General features: G+C 44.4%; 13 protein-coding genes. 3 read left to right on the forward strand and 10 right to left on the reverse strand.

All coding sequences use genetic code 11. The features are described from left to right. Positions 1 to 6: 6 nt before the first annotated feature. On the reverse strand, positions 7 to 2,742 hold the full coding sequence (locus OW491_RS14320) for an ATP-binding protein (protein ID WP_290036604.1): 2,736 nt from the start codon (positions 2,740 to 2,742) through the stop codon (positions 7 to 9). Positions 2,743 to 2,942: 200 nt separating this feature from the next. Here OW491_RS14320 and cysK point away from each other — a divergent pair, with 200 nt between their 5' ends. After that, complete coding sequence (cysK, locus tag OW491_RS14325; RefSeq protein WP_075178795.1) at positions 2,943 to 3,911, forward strand: cysteine synthase A; 969 nt, start codon at positions 2,943 to 2,945, stop codon at positions 3,909 to 3,911. A 69-nt stretch (positions 3,912 to 3,980) separates the two neighbouring features. Here cysK and OW491_RS14330 read toward each other — a convergent pair whose 3' ends face one another. The 4 genes from OW491_RS14330 to OW491_RS14345 form a co-directional block, all read right to left on the reverse strand. Beyond that, positions 3,981 to 4,553, reverse strand: coding sequence for a YfiR family protein (locus tag OW491_RS14330; protein ID WP_290036605.1), 573 nt, complete (start codon positions 4,551 to 4,553; stop codon positions 3,981 to 3,983). A gap of 14 nt (positions 4,554 to 4,567) precedes the next feature. Next, positions 4,568 to 6,751: a TonB-dependent receptor gene (locus tag OW491_RS14335; protein ID WP_290036606.1), complete on the reverse strand. Its 2,184-nt coding sequence runs from the start codon at positions 6,749 to 6,751 to the stop codon at positions 4,568 to 4,570. 262 nt (positions 6,752 to 7,013) lie between these two features. Beyond that, positions 7,014 to 7,928 carry a Dyp-type peroxidase gene (locus OW491_RS14340; RefSeq protein ID WP_290036608.1) on the reverse strand — a complete coding sequence of 305 codons (915 nt, stop codon included), beginning with the start codon at positions 7,926 to 7,928 and terminating at the stop codon, positions 7,014 to 7,016. Between the two features lie 147 nt (positions 7,929 to 8,075). Continuing rightward, entirely contained in the window at positions 8,076 to 9,353 is a 1,278-nt protein-coding gene (locus OW491_RS14345; RefSeq protein ID WP_290036610.1) for a tryptophan--tRNA ligase, read from the reverse strand. A gap of 238 nt (positions 9,354 to 9,591) precedes the next feature. Between OW491_RS14345 and yaaA the strand changes: the two genes are divergently transcribed. After that, the gene (yaaA, locus tag OW491_RS14350; protein WP_290036612.1) at positions 9,592 to 10,368 is read left to right on the forward strand and encodes a peroxide stress protein YaaA; all 777 of its coding nucleotides are present in this window, start codon (positions 9,592 to 9,594) and stop codon (positions 10,366 to 10,368) included. Between the two features lie 60 nt (positions 10,369 to 10,428). Here the strand turns inward: yaaA and OW491_RS14355 are convergent, their stop codons facing one another. The 4 genes from OW491_RS14355 to OW491_RS14370 are packed head-to-tail and all read right to left on the reverse strand — an operon-like array spanning position 10,429 to position 14,324. Next, on the reverse strand, positions 10,429 to 11,310 hold the full coding sequence (locus OW491_RS14355; protein WP_290036614.1) for a TIM44-like domain-containing protein: 882 nt from the start codon (positions 11,308 to 11,310) through the stop codon (positions 10,429 to 10,431). 7 nt (positions 11,311 to 11,317) lie between these two features. Then, entirely contained in the window at positions 11,318 to 12,214 is an 897-nt protein-coding gene (locus OW491_RS14360; RefSeq protein ID WP_290036616.1) for a DMT family transporter, read from the reverse strand. A gap of 31 nt (positions 12,215 to 12,245) precedes the next feature. Then, positions 12,246 to 13,940 carry a potassium channel protein gene (locus OW491_RS14365; protein WP_075171555.1) on the reverse strand — a complete coding sequence of 565 codons (1,695 nt, stop codon included), beginning with the start codon at positions 13,938 to 13,940 and terminating at the stop codon, positions 12,246 to 12,248. 3 nt (positions 13,941 to 13,943) lie between these two features. After that, positions 13,944 to 14,324: a DUF6394 family protein gene (locus OW491_RS14370; protein WP_075171554.1), complete on the reverse strand. Its 381-nt coding sequence runs from the start codon at positions 14,322 to 14,324 to the stop codon at positions 13,944 to 13,946. Positions 14,325 to 14,562: 238 nt separating this feature from the next. On the opposite strand from OW491_RS14370, the gene OW491_RS14375 reads away from it, so the two are divergent. Then, on the forward strand, positions 14,563 to 17,373 hold the full coding sequence (locus tag OW491_RS14375; RefSeq protein ID WP_290036620.1) for an insulinase family protein: 2,811 nt from the start codon (positions 14,563 to 14,565) through the stop codon (positions 17,371 to 17,373). Positions 17,374 to 17,429: 56 nt separating this feature from the next. On the opposite strand, the gene OW491_RS14380 is transcribed toward OW491_RS14375, so the two are convergent. Beyond that, positions 17,430 to 17,915, reverse strand: a complete 486-nt coding sequence (locus tag OW491_RS14380; protein WP_290036622.1) for a hypothetical protein — start codon at positions 17,913 to 17,915, stop codon at positions 17,430 to 17,432. Between the last annotated feature and the right edge of the window lie 14 nt (positions 17,916 to 17,929).

Raw genomic sequence — 17,929 nt, forward strand, 5'->3', positions numbered from 1 at the left:
AGCTCCTTACATCCACTCTGGCAGGCTGACTAACCCCACAAGCTCTTCGTTAGCCTGCCGACACGCGTTAGCAAGCAATACGATCTCATCGTCAGCTGCATCGACATTTCCTCGTTGGCACCTTAATTCGATAGATCGCGATAATTGCGTTACTTCACTTAAACCTAAATTGCCGCTACTCGATTTCAAGCTGTGAGCCAAACGGCGTATTTCTTCAAAGTCTTGCTGCTTTGCAGCCTGCTTGAGATTGGCCAAAATCTCATCCGCATTTTTAATATAAATATCTATCAAACCCCGAATCAATGGCTGCCCATCTTCATCATAAAGCTGCTTTAAGTGCTCTAAATGAGCATAGTCAATAATTTGTGTTGGCTCGCTGCTGTATTGATCACTTTCTTGCTCAAGATCACTGAATGCAGAACTTCCATCACTCAACCAGCGAGTCAGCGTCTTATGTATACCCGCTCGGCTAAATGGCTTGCTTAAGTAATCATCCATTCCATTGCTTAAGTACAGTTCTCTATCACCGTCCATTGCGTTTGCGGTAACAGCAACAATTGGCGTGTAAGCCTGCTGCCCGGCTATTTCAGCTTCGCGAATTTCAGCTGTAGCAGAAATCCCGTCTAAAATAGGCATTTCGATATCCATTAAAATGATATCAAAGCGATCATTCCTCCACTTTTCAACGGCTTCTCTACCATTGTTCGCAATCACAAATTCATAACCGATAGAACGCAATAAGCCTGAAGCAACTTGTTGGTTGACCAAGTTATCTTCGACCAAAAGAACACGGCCATTTAAGTGTTCATGGTCAGTTTCATCAAGGTTATTAGCATCACCTGTGGGCTGAGTGCCCCCAAAAGAAAGAGAGTCAGGAGCTAACATTCCTGACAAGGTATCCAATAAAACAGAGGGGCGCACTGAGTCTGAATGTTTGAAAATCACCTTTGCATTGGTGGGTAAACAGCTATAACTCTGCTCGGGAGTACTCACCAATAAATAGGCAGGTTCGCTGAGGTTCGCTCGCCGTTTCACCGATTGCATTAAAGAGATACTTTCTCGTGCTATACCTTCCCGATCGATGATCATCACATCGAATGATTTACCCCGTTCGGAAGCCATTTGAAGCTTCTGCTCTGCCATATGAACTGAAGCCGCTATATCGACATACACATCCCAACAGTGAAGTTGCTCTTTCAGCTGTTGCGCAAAGGTACTGTCCAATGACACAACCAGCATTCGATAACCGCCGAGTAAAGTCGCGCCATCATGCCCTTGCTGAATATCCGACTGTTCTACCGGTAGCTCAAACCAAAAAGTAGCGCCATCCCCGGGAACGCTCTGCACACCAATACGCCCTGACATGCTCTCCACTAACTGTTTACAGATCGCCAAACCTAGGCCGGTGCCTCCATATTTACGGGTAATGGATGAGTCGGCTTGCGAAAAAGACTCAAAAATACGCTCTTGAGCTTCAGGAGAAATACCCGGCCCACTGTCAATGACATCAATTCGAATAAACGGTGAATCGTCTGAGAAGAAGCTACGTACTTTGATGACTATAGAGCCGTCCTGAGTAAACTTAATCGCATTACCCACCAAATTAATGAGCACTTGGCGGATACGAGTAGAGTCTCCTTTTAAGTGCCCACTAAACTTAGGGTCGTATTCGGTGTGAAGCTTAATCTGCTTATTGTGTGCAGACTCGCCAAGCAGCTCGAGCACATGATCTATCTGCTCATACATATCTAAACGAATCGATTCCAGCTTAAGCTGCCCGGCTTCAAATTTAGAGTAATCTAATATGTCGTTAATAATACTTAATAACGATGCGCCTGAGCTATGAATCGTTTGGGCGTAACGTAACTGCTCTTCATTCAGCGGTGTGCTCATTATCAGCTCAGCCATGCCGAGCACCCCGTTCATAGGTGTACGAATTTCATGACTCATTGTCGCTAAAAAGCGTGACTTTGCGTGGTTGGCCTGCTCGGCAACATCCCTAGCGTGTTTTAGCTCGGCGTCCCGGTTTTGAATTTGAGCCAACATGTTGTTAAAGCCTTCAACGAGCTGACCAAGCTCGTCTTTTGAACGGTAACGCACACGGCTGCTGTAATCGCTAGACTTAGCTACCTCGCTCATCGTGTTTACCATTTTATCAAGCGGCTTAATAATAAAGCGCTGCAGCCTTAACGAGATAAAATAGCCGACTAATAAGACGAGGAATAAAATACCTACACCGTATAACACCCAGCGCCGAATACTCTCTTGGTAGTTCTCTAAACTCACCGCAACCCCGAGCATACCTATCAAGCGTTTCTCAACCATGACTGGCTGCTCAATGATTAAGTAATTATCAATAAAGTCGTAGCTCCAATCGGTGCTCTGAACAGACATAAAGTTTTCGAATTGAGTTTTATCTTGAGGTGAGAGTAAATCACCGTATCCCGCAAAGAAGGCGCCTTCTACATTTTGCAGCACGGCATACTCAACATTAGGGTTGGCATTGAGTGTGTTAAGGATTTCTGTTGCCGTTAAGCTATCATCAAAAATCACCGCCGCTGATACGTTCGCGCTAACGGCTTTCGTAAGCGTATGAAGCGACTCAACCAGTTGATCTCGACTGGTCAGCCAAAAATTCACAATAAATATAGAGTAAGACAGCATAACAACCGCTAATGCAGTTGCCATTACGATAGCAGATAACTTGTGGCGAACAGGTAGGTCGTACAGTAACTTTTTCAAATATCACCAATTTCAATTCTCAAAGTTTAAGCCAGCAAAGCGACTATGGTTGGGTCTTACACTGTCCCTAGACTCTTTACCTAATTAAGGGCATACGCTTTATTCATTAGATAATATAGATATAGCAAAGGAATCTGTGAAAACAAACTTATCGGCAGGTACACTACAAATTAAAGTACATTTTCGTTATAGGAGGCACTATGAAGGCTTTTTCAGACAATTCCCTTAGTATTGGCAATACCCCACTTGTTCGCTTGGCTCGTCTTGCTCCAGACGCAGAAATTTACGCCAAAATAGAATCTCGTAACCCAGCCGGTTCAATCAAATGCCGCATAGGCGCCAGCATGGTATGGGAAGCAGAGAAGTCGGGAAAACTAAAACCCGGTGTTACACTTGTTGAACCAACAAGTGGGAACACGGGCATCGCCTTAGCCTTTGTCGCTGCATCACGAGGCTACAAACTCATACTCACGATGCCTTCTTCAATGAGTATCGAGCGTCGCAAACTAATGAAGGCATTAGGGGCTGAAATTGTACTGACACCGCCTGAAAAAGGCATGAAAGGTGCTATTGAGCAAGCGCAGTCAATTGTCGATGCCGATCCAGACAATGTCATTATGCTCCAACAATTTCAGAACCCAGCCAACCCGGCCATCCACGAAAAAACAACCGGACCAGAAATCTGGGAAGATACGGAAGGTGAAATTGATATTTTGGTGGCCGGTGTCGGTACAGGCGGTACGATAACGGGTGTTTCGCGCTATATTAAAAACACTAAAGGTAAGGCTATCAAAAGTGTAGCTGTCGAGCCTACAAGTTCACCTGTCATCAGCCAAACTATCAACGGCGAAGAAGTAAAACCGTCTCCGCATAAAATCCAAGGTATTGGTGCCGGCTTTGTGCCTGGCAATTTAGATTTATCTTTAGTGGATCAAGTTGAACAAGTCAGTAACGAAGACGCTATCGCCACTGCACAACGTTTAATGAAAGAAGAAGGTATCTTAGCAGGGATATCATGTGGTGCGGCCACAGCAGCAGCACTAAGGGTAGCGGCTTTACCTGAGAACGCTGGTAAGAAAATCGTTGTTATATTACCTGACTCAGGTGAACGTTATTTATCTACCGCTTTATTTGAAGGCGTCTTTACTGAAAACGAAACTCAACAGTAAAAGCGTCTAAATCACCTAAGCCCTATCAAATGATGGGGCTTAGGCTTACTAAAACGTTTGCTAGACCGATTAACGTTCAATCCGCACTACGCGCAGCAACTTAGAACTCACTTTAAAGCCTGCATTTTCCATCGCCGTTAAATTCATAGCTACTCGCACCTTACGGCCCCGAGTCTCAAAAGCAACCATGCCCACGCCGTTGGAAATAAAGTTGTTCTTGTCACTCACCAATAGCGCATTACTCGCCTTCAGTTGCGCAAGCTCTGCATCACTTATTGGCATGCCGGCTTGCCAATAGACAAGATGGCACCCGCGTATATCACTCTCTAACATGCGCATGCTTATGGGTCGCCCCTCGATTTGCTCACCACTTACAACAGCCGCGATACGCTCATACATAGAGCGCTGAGCAACAATGCATAACTGGTAGTGATCATCTTGAGGCTCAGGCCAATCGATAAATGATAAAAAGTTAAAGATATAAACAGACTTGATATCATCCAACGGGTTAGAAACTTCCTCTGCGCGTGCCGTTGAATGGTACATAAATAGCATCGCCAACAAGATTAACGTCAATCGCGGCAAAGCACGTCTTTGAGGAAGGTGGCGCCCAATTTTTAAGGTTTTGAGTGTAGACATCATTTTCATCTCCACCCCTAAAACCGCAATGTGAATTTAGCAGAAACACTGCGCTTCACATCGGTGTTTTCAGAAACACCTCCGACATTGATGGGCGATGAAAAAAACTCCTCATGTGTGCTATCAAAAAGGTTTTGTCCAATTAAGCTAATTTCTGCTTGAGGTGACAGTTGCCAACCTAGCCTTATGTCCGTGCGCAAGTAGCTATCGATTGAGTGTTCGTTACCGAGTAATATTTGCGACCCTGATTCGCCAATGTCTGATACATAGTAAAGACTAACATCAAGCTCAACATCCTCGGTGACATCCCAGTAGGAGCGGAGGCTCCACTGTTGTTCGGCCGACTTCTTGGTCGAGATGATTGATTCAATATTAGAAGCCAAGCGCTTTTCGTTCTGAGAAATCCAGCTATAAGACGCCTGTAGCTTCCAACTAGGAACCACTTGCCAGTCGACTGCCAACTCTGCTCCATAGGCATCCACCGCTGCATCATTACCAAACGTTAGCTCACCAGGGGTGCTCGCAATAGGATCAAACGCCCGTAAGATTACTAACGAGGTAAGGTTTCGATACCAGTACTTATAAGCCGATAGGTCGATAGACAGGTTATTGGTAAAACTGTGTCGCAGCCCTAACTCTAATGAGCTGAGCTGCTCTTCTGCATGATCACCATTTGTTTCGACCCTATAAGCAGAGTTAGCAATTGCGCCCGTTTCAATTCGCGAAGCGGTACGCGAAGAGAAAGACATAGCACTCCACAATTGTGTGTCAGGAGTAACACTCCATAACCCTCTTATGGTCGGTTGCCATTGCACACCTGTTTGGCTTGAATATTCATAACCTAAACCCGATAAAATCCGAATATCATCAGTTAATTGATACGAATTTTGTATAAACAGGTTAACTATATTATTTCGACTATTAGATGGGTTTAACTGTAGTACTGGTGTAAACGAGCGATTAGTTTTAATTGAATCATCGGTTGAACGAAATCCGGCTCCTATCGCAAAATCACCCAAATCCGAATTCCAACCATGCTCTAAATCGATATCAAGTGACAAAGCCCTTTGCTTAATCTGATACTCCGACCTTTCTACATAATCTACATAGGCTTGAATGCTATACCACTCTTTCCCCGAAACTTGCCGCCATTTACCCAGTAGATGTGCACCTTCATAGGTTTGCTCATCGCGGATATCATAGGTGCAGTGGCTTGTTAAGCAATCCCAACCTAGAGACGAATCCCCATTTTCATCTAATAATAATGAGGTGAACTCGTTAGTATTTATTAAACCTTGTTGAAAGAGCCCTAGAATATTGTAAAGCTCTAGCCCTCTATATTGCTGATACAGGGCAGGGTCGGTTATTTGGTTTTCTTCAGCAACGAACATCCGCTGCTCTGACTTTCCTCTAAAAACGCCAGCTTCTAACATAAGAGAAGAGCCCTTACCGAAATCGGTATCGGTTCTAAAGTTTAGCCGGCCTTGCGAGGATTCGTCCTCAGCCAATTTCTCTCTAAAGCCAAGTCCAGAGGTTTGAGTCGGGCTATTTTGCTCGGTGGACTGCACCTTACCACTAACTCGGTAAGTGGTATCAGTGTTTAATTCACCACCATAACGTAAACTCAATTCATTCCGTTGATTACCAAGGGTTGTACTGACTTCCCCTCCTTGAGCGTTGAAACTTGAACGGGTAATGATATTAATTACTCCGTTCATCGCGTTAGCTCCCCACACGGCAGAACCTGGACCGCGAATGACTTCAATACGTTCAATATCCTCTGTACGGATATCGTTCATATCCCAGTAAACACCACCAAATGTCTGGTTATATAAGCTACGACCATCTAGAAGGACTAAGAATTTATTCGAAAATGTTTCTTGGAAACCGCGCGAATTAATAGCCCATGAGTTTCCTGAAACAGATCCGACATTTAAACCCGGAACCATTCGCAATGCTTCCGCTACGCTGCTGTGGCCAGAGCGTCGGATATCTTCTGACGTTAGTACATATACCGCTGCCGGGGTTTCTTCTACTTTTGTGGGTATTTTGGAGGCGATACCTACTTCAATTGAAGATAACTCTTCAATGTCCATACTTTTGAGTTGCTCAAGGCTGAGGCTATCAGCAGCTAAACTGCTTTGGCTTGCAAAGAATAGAAATAAACCAGCACTCTTCCTGATATGTCGGCTAAACAGCATAGGATGAAAAACTCTCCGCTAAAATGATGAACCAACCCTAAACTTTATGGCTTACCTTCAGTATAGAAACGAATGCTGAAAACGCCTTATTTAATAAAGTTTTTTCGTATCTAAGGTTAGTTGAACAATGTTAAGCGAGCTATCGGCCAGTAGACGTAAAGCTTGTGGGGTTTTTTATGGAATTGAATGATTTTCTAAACAAATAAAAAAGCACTGGTAGTTGCCAGTGCTTTATTTCTAGAAACGCCGCTGCGCATTATAGCTAGCCGTTGGTTTTCAACCATTGAGGCGATGGCGCAAAAAAAGCCTGCCCAGTCACAGCACGTGTAAATTGCAGCATTCGATCTGTATGGCCATGCCCATCACCGTCAACCATACTCTTCAAGATCAAATTGAAATTGTCAGGTGTACGACAATAACTAGCGAACATCAAACCTGATTCTTTAACGCCTCCATAAGGTAGGCTCTGCCTCAACAGTTCCAAAGATTGCCCTTGGGCATTCTTGATAGACGCACGTTTAGTATGCGCTGTTAATGGTTTATCAGCCGATGCATATTCAATGTTATCGTCTTGAGTTCGGCCGTATGTATCCTCTTTTTCTTTTAAACTTTGAGTAGACCACTTCTTCATATTGTGGACATATCGCTGTAGGTGTAAATATGATCCGCCCACAAACTCAGCGTCCTCGTCACCAACCAACGCCACGCTTAAACGGTCTTCACCTTGCGGATTTTCTGTCCCATCGACAAAGCCGGTCATATCTCGGCTTTCTAAGAAACGGAAACAGAATATTTCTTCTACCACATCTACATATTCAGACAGCGGCTTATACAAGGCTTCTTCTAATAAGTGAGTGATATCACGACGATCAGAACGAATGTGAAGCAAAAGATCAACAGGTGTGTTGGGCATTACTCCGGGAGTTTCAAGCGTCGGGAACGCTTGTAAAAGCGCAGGCTTTGTATCATATAGCCTACCCCATACCTCTGAACCAATCGCCACAACTGCATGAGGATTCACATCACTATAGCGTGCCGTAAACTCAGTGATAACCTGAGGTAACAAAGCAAGAATAGATTTTACAGCAGGCTCATTTCCCGCCTTGATAGACAAGGTCAAAAAACACGCATCAACGGATGCTTCTGCAACAATGCCTGTTTGGAATTGATTAGCCATTACTGCATCTCCTTAACGTTTCTAGAGCTAATTTTGGCGGAATTGACTACATCTAAAAATTTAGCTCACTTCTAAGCTAGCGACCAATAACATATATCAACCTTATTAATAGCAAGGCCTTATCAGTGAGCGTTAATCACGCAAATCTTAAAAAAACTTAGCCAACTCCTCTTTTAAGATATCCAGTTCGTTTTGTGCTTTTTGCTTCGCTTTTTTCTTTAACTGCTCCACTTCCTCTGCTTTTTCAGCCAGCACTACCGCTGCTTCTTTCGCTTTATCAGCAGCCGAATCAATACGTTTAAATACCGGCGTTAATTGCATAAGGATCGCTCGTCGACGACCTTCCTCAGCACGCGCCGAGTCTTGGGCTGGCTTTTCTTTGGTTTCAGTTTTTACTTCTTTAGCGACAGGCACATAATTAAGCGGGCGTATTCCCGCAGCGATGCGCACTTTTTCCATAAAAGGTTCTGAAACAGCTTTGGCTTTCTCTGCACCTTTTTGCAAAATAGCCTCTACGGTGCCTAAATCGTTCATTAGCTCGTTATAACGATTACGCGGCTGCGTAAGCTGACTATCCAAAAATTCAAAAAGCTCTTTTTTGGCATCGCCCCACCCTATACCTTCTAAGAAGCGCTGGCGCATAACTGATGCTTCTTGCTCGTTAGCAAATAAGCTGTATAACTGGAACAAGGTGCTGTTATCAGGGTCTTTTGGTTCACCTGGGGCTTTGATGTCCGTTACAATTTGGTTAATGAGCTTACGTAGTTGATCTGATGAGCAAAAAAGCGGAATCGTATTATCATAGCTTTTTGACATTTTACGGCCATCTAACCCCGGAATGAGCTGAGTTGCTTCATCTACTTGGGCTTCTGGCAAGGCAAACAAAGGCTCATAGGCGTGATTAAAGCGCCCTGCCACATCACGAGCCATCTCAATGTGTTGAATTTGATCTTTACCAACCGGCACAATATCCGCATTAAACATCAAAATATCGGCAGCCATTAAAACAGGGTAGCTAAACAACCCCATGGTAACACCGTCATCTAAATCTGGATTACCTGCATCACGATTCGCATCAACCGAGGCTTTATAGGCATGCGCACGGTTCATTAAACCCTTAGAAGTCAAGCACGAGAGAATCCATGACAACTCCGTTATCTGAGGAATATCCGTTTGGCGATAAAACGTCGCTTTATCCGTATCTAGGCCTAATGCTAGCCAAGTTGCTGCTATTTCACGAGAAGATTGCGCTACACGAGCCGGGTCCTGACATTTAATCAATGCATGGTAGTCCGCCAAAAAAAAGAAGCTCTGAAAAGCATCATTTTGGCTAGCATTGATTGCAGGCTTGATAGCACCCAAGTAGTTACCAATATGTGGGGTACCTGAGGTGGTAATACCGGTTAAAACCGTCTTCTTAGACATAACAGATCGATCCTGAATAACATAAACTCGATAAAAAAACTTTAAAACGAGGCCACATGATACACAAATTTAGCCACTGGTTCGCCTGACATTTAGATCCATTCACGTTATGCCACTCATTACTTTTTTCTAACACGGCAATAGCCACAACTCATAAAGAACCGGTGGTAAATCTGTCAGATGCGTGCAAAATAGTCATCATACTTACTGACCCAGATAACAGAGTTGAGCGATTGTTATGTTAATTGTTATTTCACCAGCTAAAACCCTCGATTACGACACACCACCTACCACCAAAACATCAACGATGCCTCGGTTCTTAGAGCGCTCTAGTGCACTGATAGATGAACTCAAACAGCTATCTGTTCAAGACGTTGCCCAGTTAATGAAGCTAAGCGATAAGTTGGCCAGTTTAAATGTGGCGCGCTACAACTCTTGGGTAAAAGATTACGACGATAGCCAAGGCAAGCAGGCTATTTTAGCCTTTAAGGGCGACGTATACACAGGCTTAGATGCCCAAACCCTCAGCGAAGAAAAACTCGCTTATGCACAAGATCATCTTCGTATGCTGTCCGGCCTCTACGGCGTTTTACGGCCGCTGGATTTAATGCTGCCCTACCGGTTAGAAATGGGAACGAAGCTAACCAACAAAGCCGGCAAAGATTTATACCAGTTCTGGGGCAATGAGCTAACGGAGTCACTCAATGATGATTTAGCAAAGCAAGACAAACCCGTGCTTGTAAACCTAGCATCGAATGAGTACTACAAAGCTGTCAAAGCTAAACAAATAAACGCACAAATTATTACACCAGTGTTTAAAGACCAAAAGAATGGCCACTATAAAATCATTAGTTTTTATGCGAAAAAAGCGCGTGGATTAATGACACGGTTCATTATTGATCAGGCTATTACAGACCCTGAGCAACTCAAACAGTTTGACTACGAAGGCTACTATTATTGCCCTAGTGAATCGGAAGGCGATACTTTTGTGTTTAAACGCGAAGAACAAGCTTAAAACACAAAGTTAATCCACAAAAAAGGCACCTAGATAGGTGCCTTTTAATATGACTAGCCCTTAAGAAGTCTGCTCTTGCTCCATCCCTACGATAAACCAATCTGCGTTTGGCTGAGTCATGTCACGCGTTAAATGCCACACTTCACCAAACTCTTTTGGTTGTTCTGCACGGCTCTCTTTAATCCAACCATAAAAGTGAACACTAGCAACAACATTGCTCTGATTGTCGATAAAGTTAAATAAATCAGCCATCACAGAAACCACTTCGGTTGTTTGATCTGCTGGGTGCTTTGCTCGCTCAGCTTTTAATTCAGCGAGTAGCTCAGGAGTCGTGTAGGTAGCAATTTCTTCCCAATTTTGTTCGTCCCACGCTTTTTGTAAGTTTTCAAAGTGGCTTTGAGCTCCCTTAACAAACGCCGCTTTATCGAACCATGTAGGTGTTTCGGCCTGCCCATATTGACCATGCGATGTCGTCGGGAGTGTATCGACAGACGCATTACTAAGATCTTGCCCATTGCCCGACGGCTGCTCGGGTGCTGTCTCACGATACTGAGCGCCACCCGCCCCCGCATACTGGGCTTGAGACTGCGCTTGCTTCTTACTTGCAAACAATTTGAAAAGCACAAACGCCACCAAGGCAATGAGTAATACATCCATTAACTGGATACCATCGAAAGCACCCCCAAAGAATAAAGCAGACAATAATCCACCTGCTAACAAGCCACCCAGTAAGCCCCCCATCATCCCTGGCTTTTTACCTGAAGCAGCCGTTTGAGTTGGCGTTTTCTGTTGCGTATTACTGGCCGCCGGTGAGCTTTTTTTAGGCGCCGTAAAGGTTTTACCCAGCTTAGCACCGCCACCGAATCGGGCGGCATCAGCTACTGGGGCTGTGATTCCCACAACAAAGAAAGACATTAGTAGAGCAATAAAGAAGTTACGCATAGGTACCTCAAGTAGTTTTTTGAATTCTTTTCAATGCATCCGCAACAACGGCTAGATATATCCCGCCGAAAATAAGAGCCATCCCAACAAAATGGTAGCTACGAATCGCTTCACCTAAAAATATAGCGGACAGCACAATGCCAAATAGCGGCATAAGATGAATAAATAGACCTGCTTTAGGAGCACCAAGTTCCGCGACACCTCGGTTCCAAAAAATATACGCAAGAATAGATGGGCATATCGCCATATACACGATGGTTGCTATTGATTTAATTGACCAAGCTGGGGGCGCTACCGTTTGCAGCTCTAACAAAGATAGGGGCAACAAAACCAGTACGCCTACGACAACCGTTACACCAAAAAACGTAAAACCATCCAATTCAATAGGCTTCCAGCGTAACGAAATCGAATAAAGGGCCCAACTAAAAACGCCTCCCAGCACCCATAAATCACCTTGATTGATCGATAAATGAAGTAACGTTTCCAAATGCCCTGCTGTAATTAGCGTCAGCACTCCCATTAACGAACAGGCCACCCCACCCCACTGACGAAGCGAAACTGGCTCCTTAAAAAACAGACCGGTCACTAGCAAAATAACAATAGGAACCGCCGACTGCAGCAAGGTAGCGTTGGTTGCAGTAGTATGGGTTAAGCCTACATAAATAAGCGTATTAAAGCTTGCAACGCTCAAAACGCCCATGAAAAGTAAGCGTTTCCAATATCGACAAATAACAGACCAATGCAAACGAAGGCGTGGTAATAAGAAGGGCAAAATCAATAAGAGCGCCAAACTCCAACGCATTTCCGCCATTGTTATTGGCGGTAACACCAAGTGCATTGCGCGCCCTAAAACAAAGTTCCCAGCCCAAAAAAGAGCTGTGAAACACAATAAAACATAAGCCATGAGGGATCCCTAGCGACGTTACCGTTTTTTATTATTCAGGCTTTTCCCGAAACCAGCGCGATAGCAAGGTACGGCTCCTGTCCTCTCCGGTTAAAACGTAGTACAGCACATTATAATTATTAATAGTCCATTCAATTTGGCTAAAACTAGTCGTTAGACCACACAGCAGAATTTGATCACCGGCCATGAGCTTATCTAACTCGCCGGGTAGCATATACACCTCGCCACGACGGTACAAGAGTAACGGAAAGACATTCAACATACGTTTGCGTTCTCTTGGATCTTTCATGAAAACATTAAGCTTTAATGATTTCCCTTCATTCAACGCCATCATTAAAGCCGGCGTTTGTTCTTCATTTACAGTAAAGGCCCAGCTATCGACTTCTTGATCCCCAACTACACGGCTCATGCGGTTAAGTAACTCATGTGCCCAAATATCGTTATAAGCATTCATTGATTGAATAAACTTTGCTAGTAACGGCGTTTTTATTTGGGCAAGAATCTGATTAGCAATGATTCCACCCGATTCCATAATGAAGTTTGCCTTAGAGTTAGAAAATATCAGGTGATTGGCGTCTAAATTTTGGCGAACCACTGTAATTAATTTAGGGTTTAATTCCCGTGCCGTCATGATGATCGATAAATTGTCCGCATCATTATTGGTACCCGCAATAATCCCTACTGCTTCCTCAACACCCGCTTCTTTTAAAGTATGAGCTTCTGTACCCACACCCCATACTTGCTGTTGTGTTTTATTAACATTGATAGGGTCTGAGTCGATGATGGTTACCGTAACGCCACAATCACGAAACGCCTTATATAACTGTCGTCCAAAGCGGCCAAAGCCACAAATAATCCAACGACCAACGATTTTTTGATTAGCACTGGACAGAGGCCGGTGTGTGGGGTTGATTAGCCAATCGTATACCAAGTGCTTGTATCGGGCGTTTATTGCCATCGACAAATAACGAGCGTAGGTAACAAAAGGATCAATCACGATATCAGTGCCGAATGACAATAAATTGCCCGTTGTAACATCAGACTCCGTTCGGCTAATGACGAGACGATTAGGTTTGAGCAATTTACTAGCGATAGAAATTGAAAGGTTAGCGTTATCATCGTCAGTTAAAGCCAACACTCCGATGCAGTTATCACGCTGTACACCAGCATCATCTAAAATGTCAGGTAACGCCGCATCAGCGCACAAGCCGGGAACCCTTAAAGGTAAACCACACATATCGAGCTCATCGATGCAGTCTTGGTCCACATCAATGACGACGGTTCTGATATCCCGCAGTGCTAATTTTTCGACCACTATTTTTCCGGTCACGCCATAGCCACACACAAGATAGAAAGGCTCTGTAATAGAAAACACTTCATTAGTGAACGACCGGCGGCGCAGCATGCGACCAAAACCTGGCTCTTGCAAAAGCGCCAGCATGGAACCGATGCTATATAGCCACGAGATAACCGTGGCATAAATCATAATAAGCGCCCACATGCGTTGCGCATCAGTAAACGGATAAGGGATCTCACCAAAGCCTATTGTGGACCCCATGAAGGAAACAAAATAAACGGCATGAAAAAATCCCATGCGCCACGGGTTGCCCTCATCATCTTGGCCCGGAATAAGCACAAAGCCCAACACAGAAATTGCATAAATCACAATCAATGTGATGAGCGGCATTCGTAACCGGCGTAGTACCAAATAAATAATATTATTCATGGACTAGCGACGTACCACTACCGTCTCAACCACTAGTAATACAACCGATACCACATTGGCCAAGACGGCCCCACCCGACAATGACACAATACTAGACATCATATGAGGTGTGAGCCCTCCGCTAATTTGCTCAGCAAAGCCCCATAGGAAAGCCGCTATAATAAGCTGCAAATCGGCCACCAAACTGGTCGCCAACATCAGTGCTCCTAAGTGAGTGCGATCACCAAACTTAAGTACGGTACAAATCAAACTGACGACTAAAGCGGCAAACAACTCGAACTCATTGTGATGAATAGGGTCATCGATATCACCGATAAAAAAACCAAAGTTAATGGTTAGCGCTAACACTATAAAAAAAGCAAAGATCACTTTCTCGCGATTCATCAATTCATCCTTTGTCTGTTTGCCACTTATCCCAAGTGAACACCAATTCTTCATTCTAAGGCGTTTAACCAGAAGAACAACCGCATTTAACCAGCGCGAGTCACATATCTGTATATGTACAGGGTTACTGTATTCACGGAACCAGCTAAATAGGATACTGTCTATCCGCTCAATGACCAACTAAGTTAGTAAATTGATTTTCATTGTCTTTTTAAGACTTTTTCTTAAGGAAGTAGCGATGTCAGCCAGATGTGCACGCGTAAAACAGCCATTAGGAGTAATCTACACGATTGCCGTCGTAGCCCTGTCCCTATTTATCTCCCTACCCAGTCAGGCAGCTGCTAACCTCATAAAAAGTCCCAATGATAGCCGGGCCTATCAAGTCCTTACTCTGCCTAATCAACTTGAGGTGCTGCTAATATCTGACCCGGCCACCAGCAAGGCCGCTGTATCAATGGATGTTAATATAGGCTCGGCCGCTAACCCAAAAGGTCGTGAAGGCTTAGCGCACTTTTTAGAGCACATGCTGTTTTTAGGTACCGAGAAATACCCCAAAGCCGGCGAGTATCAGGCCTTTATACAATCTCATGGGGGGGCTCACAATGCCTTTACTGCACTCGAAAACACCAATTACTTTTTTGATATCAATGCGAACGACCTAGCGCCAGCTCTGGATCGTTTTTCACAGTTTTTTATACATCCACTTTTTTCCGAAGAATATACCCAGCGCGAACGTAATGCCGTTCACTCAGAATATCGTGCAAAAATCCGTGATGATAACCGCCGAGTTTATGCAGCTACGCAACAAATAATGAATCCAGAGCACCCTGCCAGCCGCTTCTCAGTTGGAAATTTAGAGACACTAAATAATGAGAACGGCCAACTGCGTAAAGATGTTGTCGCTTTTTATAACCAATACTACAGCGCTAACCAAATGAAACTTGCTATATTGGGCAAGCAATCACTGGATCAACTAGCCGAACTTGCCCAACAATATTTCAGTGCAATACCTAACAAATCGACCCCAGAATTTACTATTAATACGCCTTTGTATGACCCAAGTGATTTACCCATCCAGATTAACATCCAAACGTTAAAGGATGATTATGGTTTAAGTCTGAGTTTCCCCATGCCCAGTGACCGCGACTATTGGGAGACAAAACCGCTTAGCCTTATCAGCAGCATGGTTGGCTATGAAGGAGACGGCAGCCTTCTTGCGTTATTAAAGTCCAAAGGGTGGGCAAATAGCCTTGGGGCTTCTCCGGGGCAATCTTTTGATAATGAATCGGCCTTTAGCGTCTATATTGGCTTAACACCCGAAGGCTTCAATCACAAAGACGAAATAGTCAGCCTATTTTTTAGCTACATTGCATCATTAAAGACACAAGGCATCAGCCAAGCTCTTTTCAATGAAGAAAAACTCCTGAGCCAGCAAGCATTTCAGTTTTTAGATGAAAGAGAACCCATACATTATGTTACGCAACTCTCCCAACGTATGGCAGATCAGACCTACCCGCTAGAAGATTTATTAGTCGCGCCCTATCGGCTCGACCGATACGACTCTGATGTAATTAAACGCTACATAACCCAAATAACGCCAGAAAACATGGTTTTGGCACTACAAGCCAATAGCTTAAACAGCGATCAAAAAGCACCATATTACAATACGCCTTATCAAGTCATCCCATTAACCAGTGAACAACTCGCCACTTGGAGCAAGGCACCGACTAACCCTGAACTTTTTGTTCGTCATACCAACCCTTTCATAGCGACTGATCTTTCGTTGAAGGGCGGCACAAACGAATCAACACAAACTCAGTTAGTCCCAACTCAGCTTGACACCGGTGTCCCTGGGTTAGCTTTGTGGCACTTACACAATACTCAATTCAACGTTCCTAAAGCTGACGTTTGGTTTACCTTGCTATCACCTGTAGCACGCGAAGGTGCTGACGCCTCCGTCGGCCTTCACCTCTATACGGACTTGATTAACGAGCAACTCAATAAGCTGCTTTACGATGCTCAGATGGCTGGGTTATCAACCCAAATATATTCCCATGCTCGCGGAATTAGTGTTCGCATCTCAGGCTATGACCAACAAATCGGCCGTTTACTCACGCCTGTCGTTAGTGCTTTGCGCCATCCAGAATTATCAAGCGAACGCTTTAACCGCGTTAAACAAGACCTTCTACAAAGCTTGAGCAATGCCGACAAAGAAACACCCTATAACCAATTATTTTCTGCCGGCTATGATTTCTTATTACACGACCCGAACCTACATGAACAAACCGTCGCGGCTCAGTCGTATACACTTGAAAAGCTCTCAGCGCTCATTGATCGCTTTTATCAATCAGTTGAGGTGCGTGTCCTAGCTAACGGCAATTTGCTTGCTCCACAGGCTCTAAACCTTACCCGCACCATTGAAACGCAGCTTTCGCCTGTTTCATTAGGAGAAGTAGCGCCCGATACTTCCATTGTGAAAATCGAAAGCGAAGAACAATTTACCCAGGCAGTACCGGTTAAACACAAAGACCATGCCGTTGTGCAGTATTTACAAACCGCCAACGCGACAGAAAAAGAAGCGGCGGCCGTCACGCTAATTAACGAGATTTTCTCAGCGCCTTTTTACTCTCAGCTAAGAACCGAACAGCAGTTAGGTTATATCGTTTTTGCATCGCCTATGACAATCCGTAAACAGCCTGGTATGGCACTGGTAGTGCAGTCCCCTTCGACGGATATCCAAGTCATTAAAGAGCGTATGGACGCCTTTATGCAGGCATTCACTCAGCAACTTAGCGAGTTAGATGAGACAACGTTAAATCGATTTAAAGCCAGCGTACTCTCCCGCATCAACGACCAAGACCGTCAGCTATCCGACAGTACTAATCGTTTTTGGCGTGATATTGATAATCAAGCATTAAGCTTTGATAAAAGAGAACGGTTATCGGCTTACATATCAGCCCTAACGGCTCCAGAATTAAAAAGCATTTATGAGGAAATGATTACGCGCCGTCTCATACTGCAGACACTGTCTACTGATCCAGATTTATGATGGGAGTAAGGGGTAACACGAAATACCAACTGTATTGGAAAGGGTAAAAAACCTGATTAGCGAGGAGCGGGAGCTAGATCGCCAGAAGAAATAAACTGACGATTTTGCTTCTTCTCCTGTTCTTCTTGTTCACACGCTTGTCGATTAAGCACACAACGATCAGCCTCCTGGTCGTCATAGATACGCTGAAATACCGCATCTTCACCGGTGAGGTCTGATTTACTAGCTACCTTCCCAGCTTTAAACTCAAATACCGCTGGCGAAGACGATGGCGCTATGATTGTCGGTGGCGGTAAATCAGAAGGCTTATCTATTGGCTGAATCACAGTCATTGGCTCGCTATCAAAGTCTCCTCTGCGCTTACTGGCATAGGCTGTCGCGCCGTTGTCCGTCCCTTCAGCGTAACCGTTTGGGTAAACTAGAGTATACGGCATAGGCTCGTCAACGGCTGCCGCCAAACCACTAAATAACGAGCACACAACGAGTAACCAACGAGCGCCCTTAGCCCCGACAATTTGACAGCGCAAAGTATTATTTTGCATTACCCTGCTCCTTA

Source organism: Neptunomonas sp. CHC150 (genome assembly GCF_030397555.1).
Lineage (GTDB): Bacteria > Pseudomonadota > Gammaproteobacteria > Pseudomonadales > Balneatricaceae > Neptunomonas > Neptunomonas phycophila.

Coding starts and splice junctions, on each gene's coding strand:
- OW491_RS14345 (WP_290036610.1), bottom strand. CDS start 9,353: ATGTCTAAGAAGACGGTTTTAACCGGTATTACCACCTCAGGTACCCCA.
- OW491_RS14360 (WP_290036616.1), bottom strand. CDS start 12,214: ATGGCTTATGTTTTATTGTGTTTCACAGCTCTTTTTTGGGCTGGGAAC.
- OW491_RS14340 (WP_290036608.1), bottom strand. CDS start 7,928: ATGGCTAATCAATTCCAAACAGGCATTGTTGCAGAAGCATCCGTTGAT.
- OW491_RS14370 (WP_075171554.1), bottom strand. CDS start 14,324: ATGAATCGCGAGAAAGTGATCTTTGCTTTTTTTATAGTGTTAGCGCTA.
- OW491_RS14355 (WP_290036614.1), bottom strand. CDS start 11,310: ATGCGTAACTTCTTTATTGCTCTACTAATGTCTTTCTTTGTTGTGGGA.
- OW491_RS14380 (WP_290036622.1), bottom strand. CDS start 17,915: ATGCAAAATAATACTTTGCGCTGTCAAATTGTCGGGGCTAAGGGCGCT.
- OW491_RS14365 (WP_075171555.1), bottom strand. CDS start 13,940: ATGAATAATATTATTTATTTGGTACTACGCCGGTTACGAATGCCGCTC.
- OW491_RS14375 (WP_290036620.1), top strand. CDS start 14,563: ATGTCAGCCAGATGTGCACGCGTAAAACAGCCATTAGGAGTAATCTAC.
- OW491_RS14330 (WP_290036605.1), bottom strand. CDS start 4,553: ATGATGTCTACACTCAAAACCTTAAAAATTGGGCGCCACCTTCCTCAA.
- cysK (WP_075178795.1), top strand. CDS start 2,943: ATGAAGGCTTTTTCAGACAATTCCCTTAGTATTGGCAATACCCCACTT.
- yaaA (WP_290036612.1), top strand. CDS start 9,592: ATGTTAATTGTTATTTCACCAGCTAAAACCCTCGATTACGACACACCA.
- OW491_RS14335 (WP_290036606.1), bottom strand. CDS start 6,751: ATGCTGTTTAGCCGACATATCAGGAAGAGTGCTGGTTTATTTCTATTC.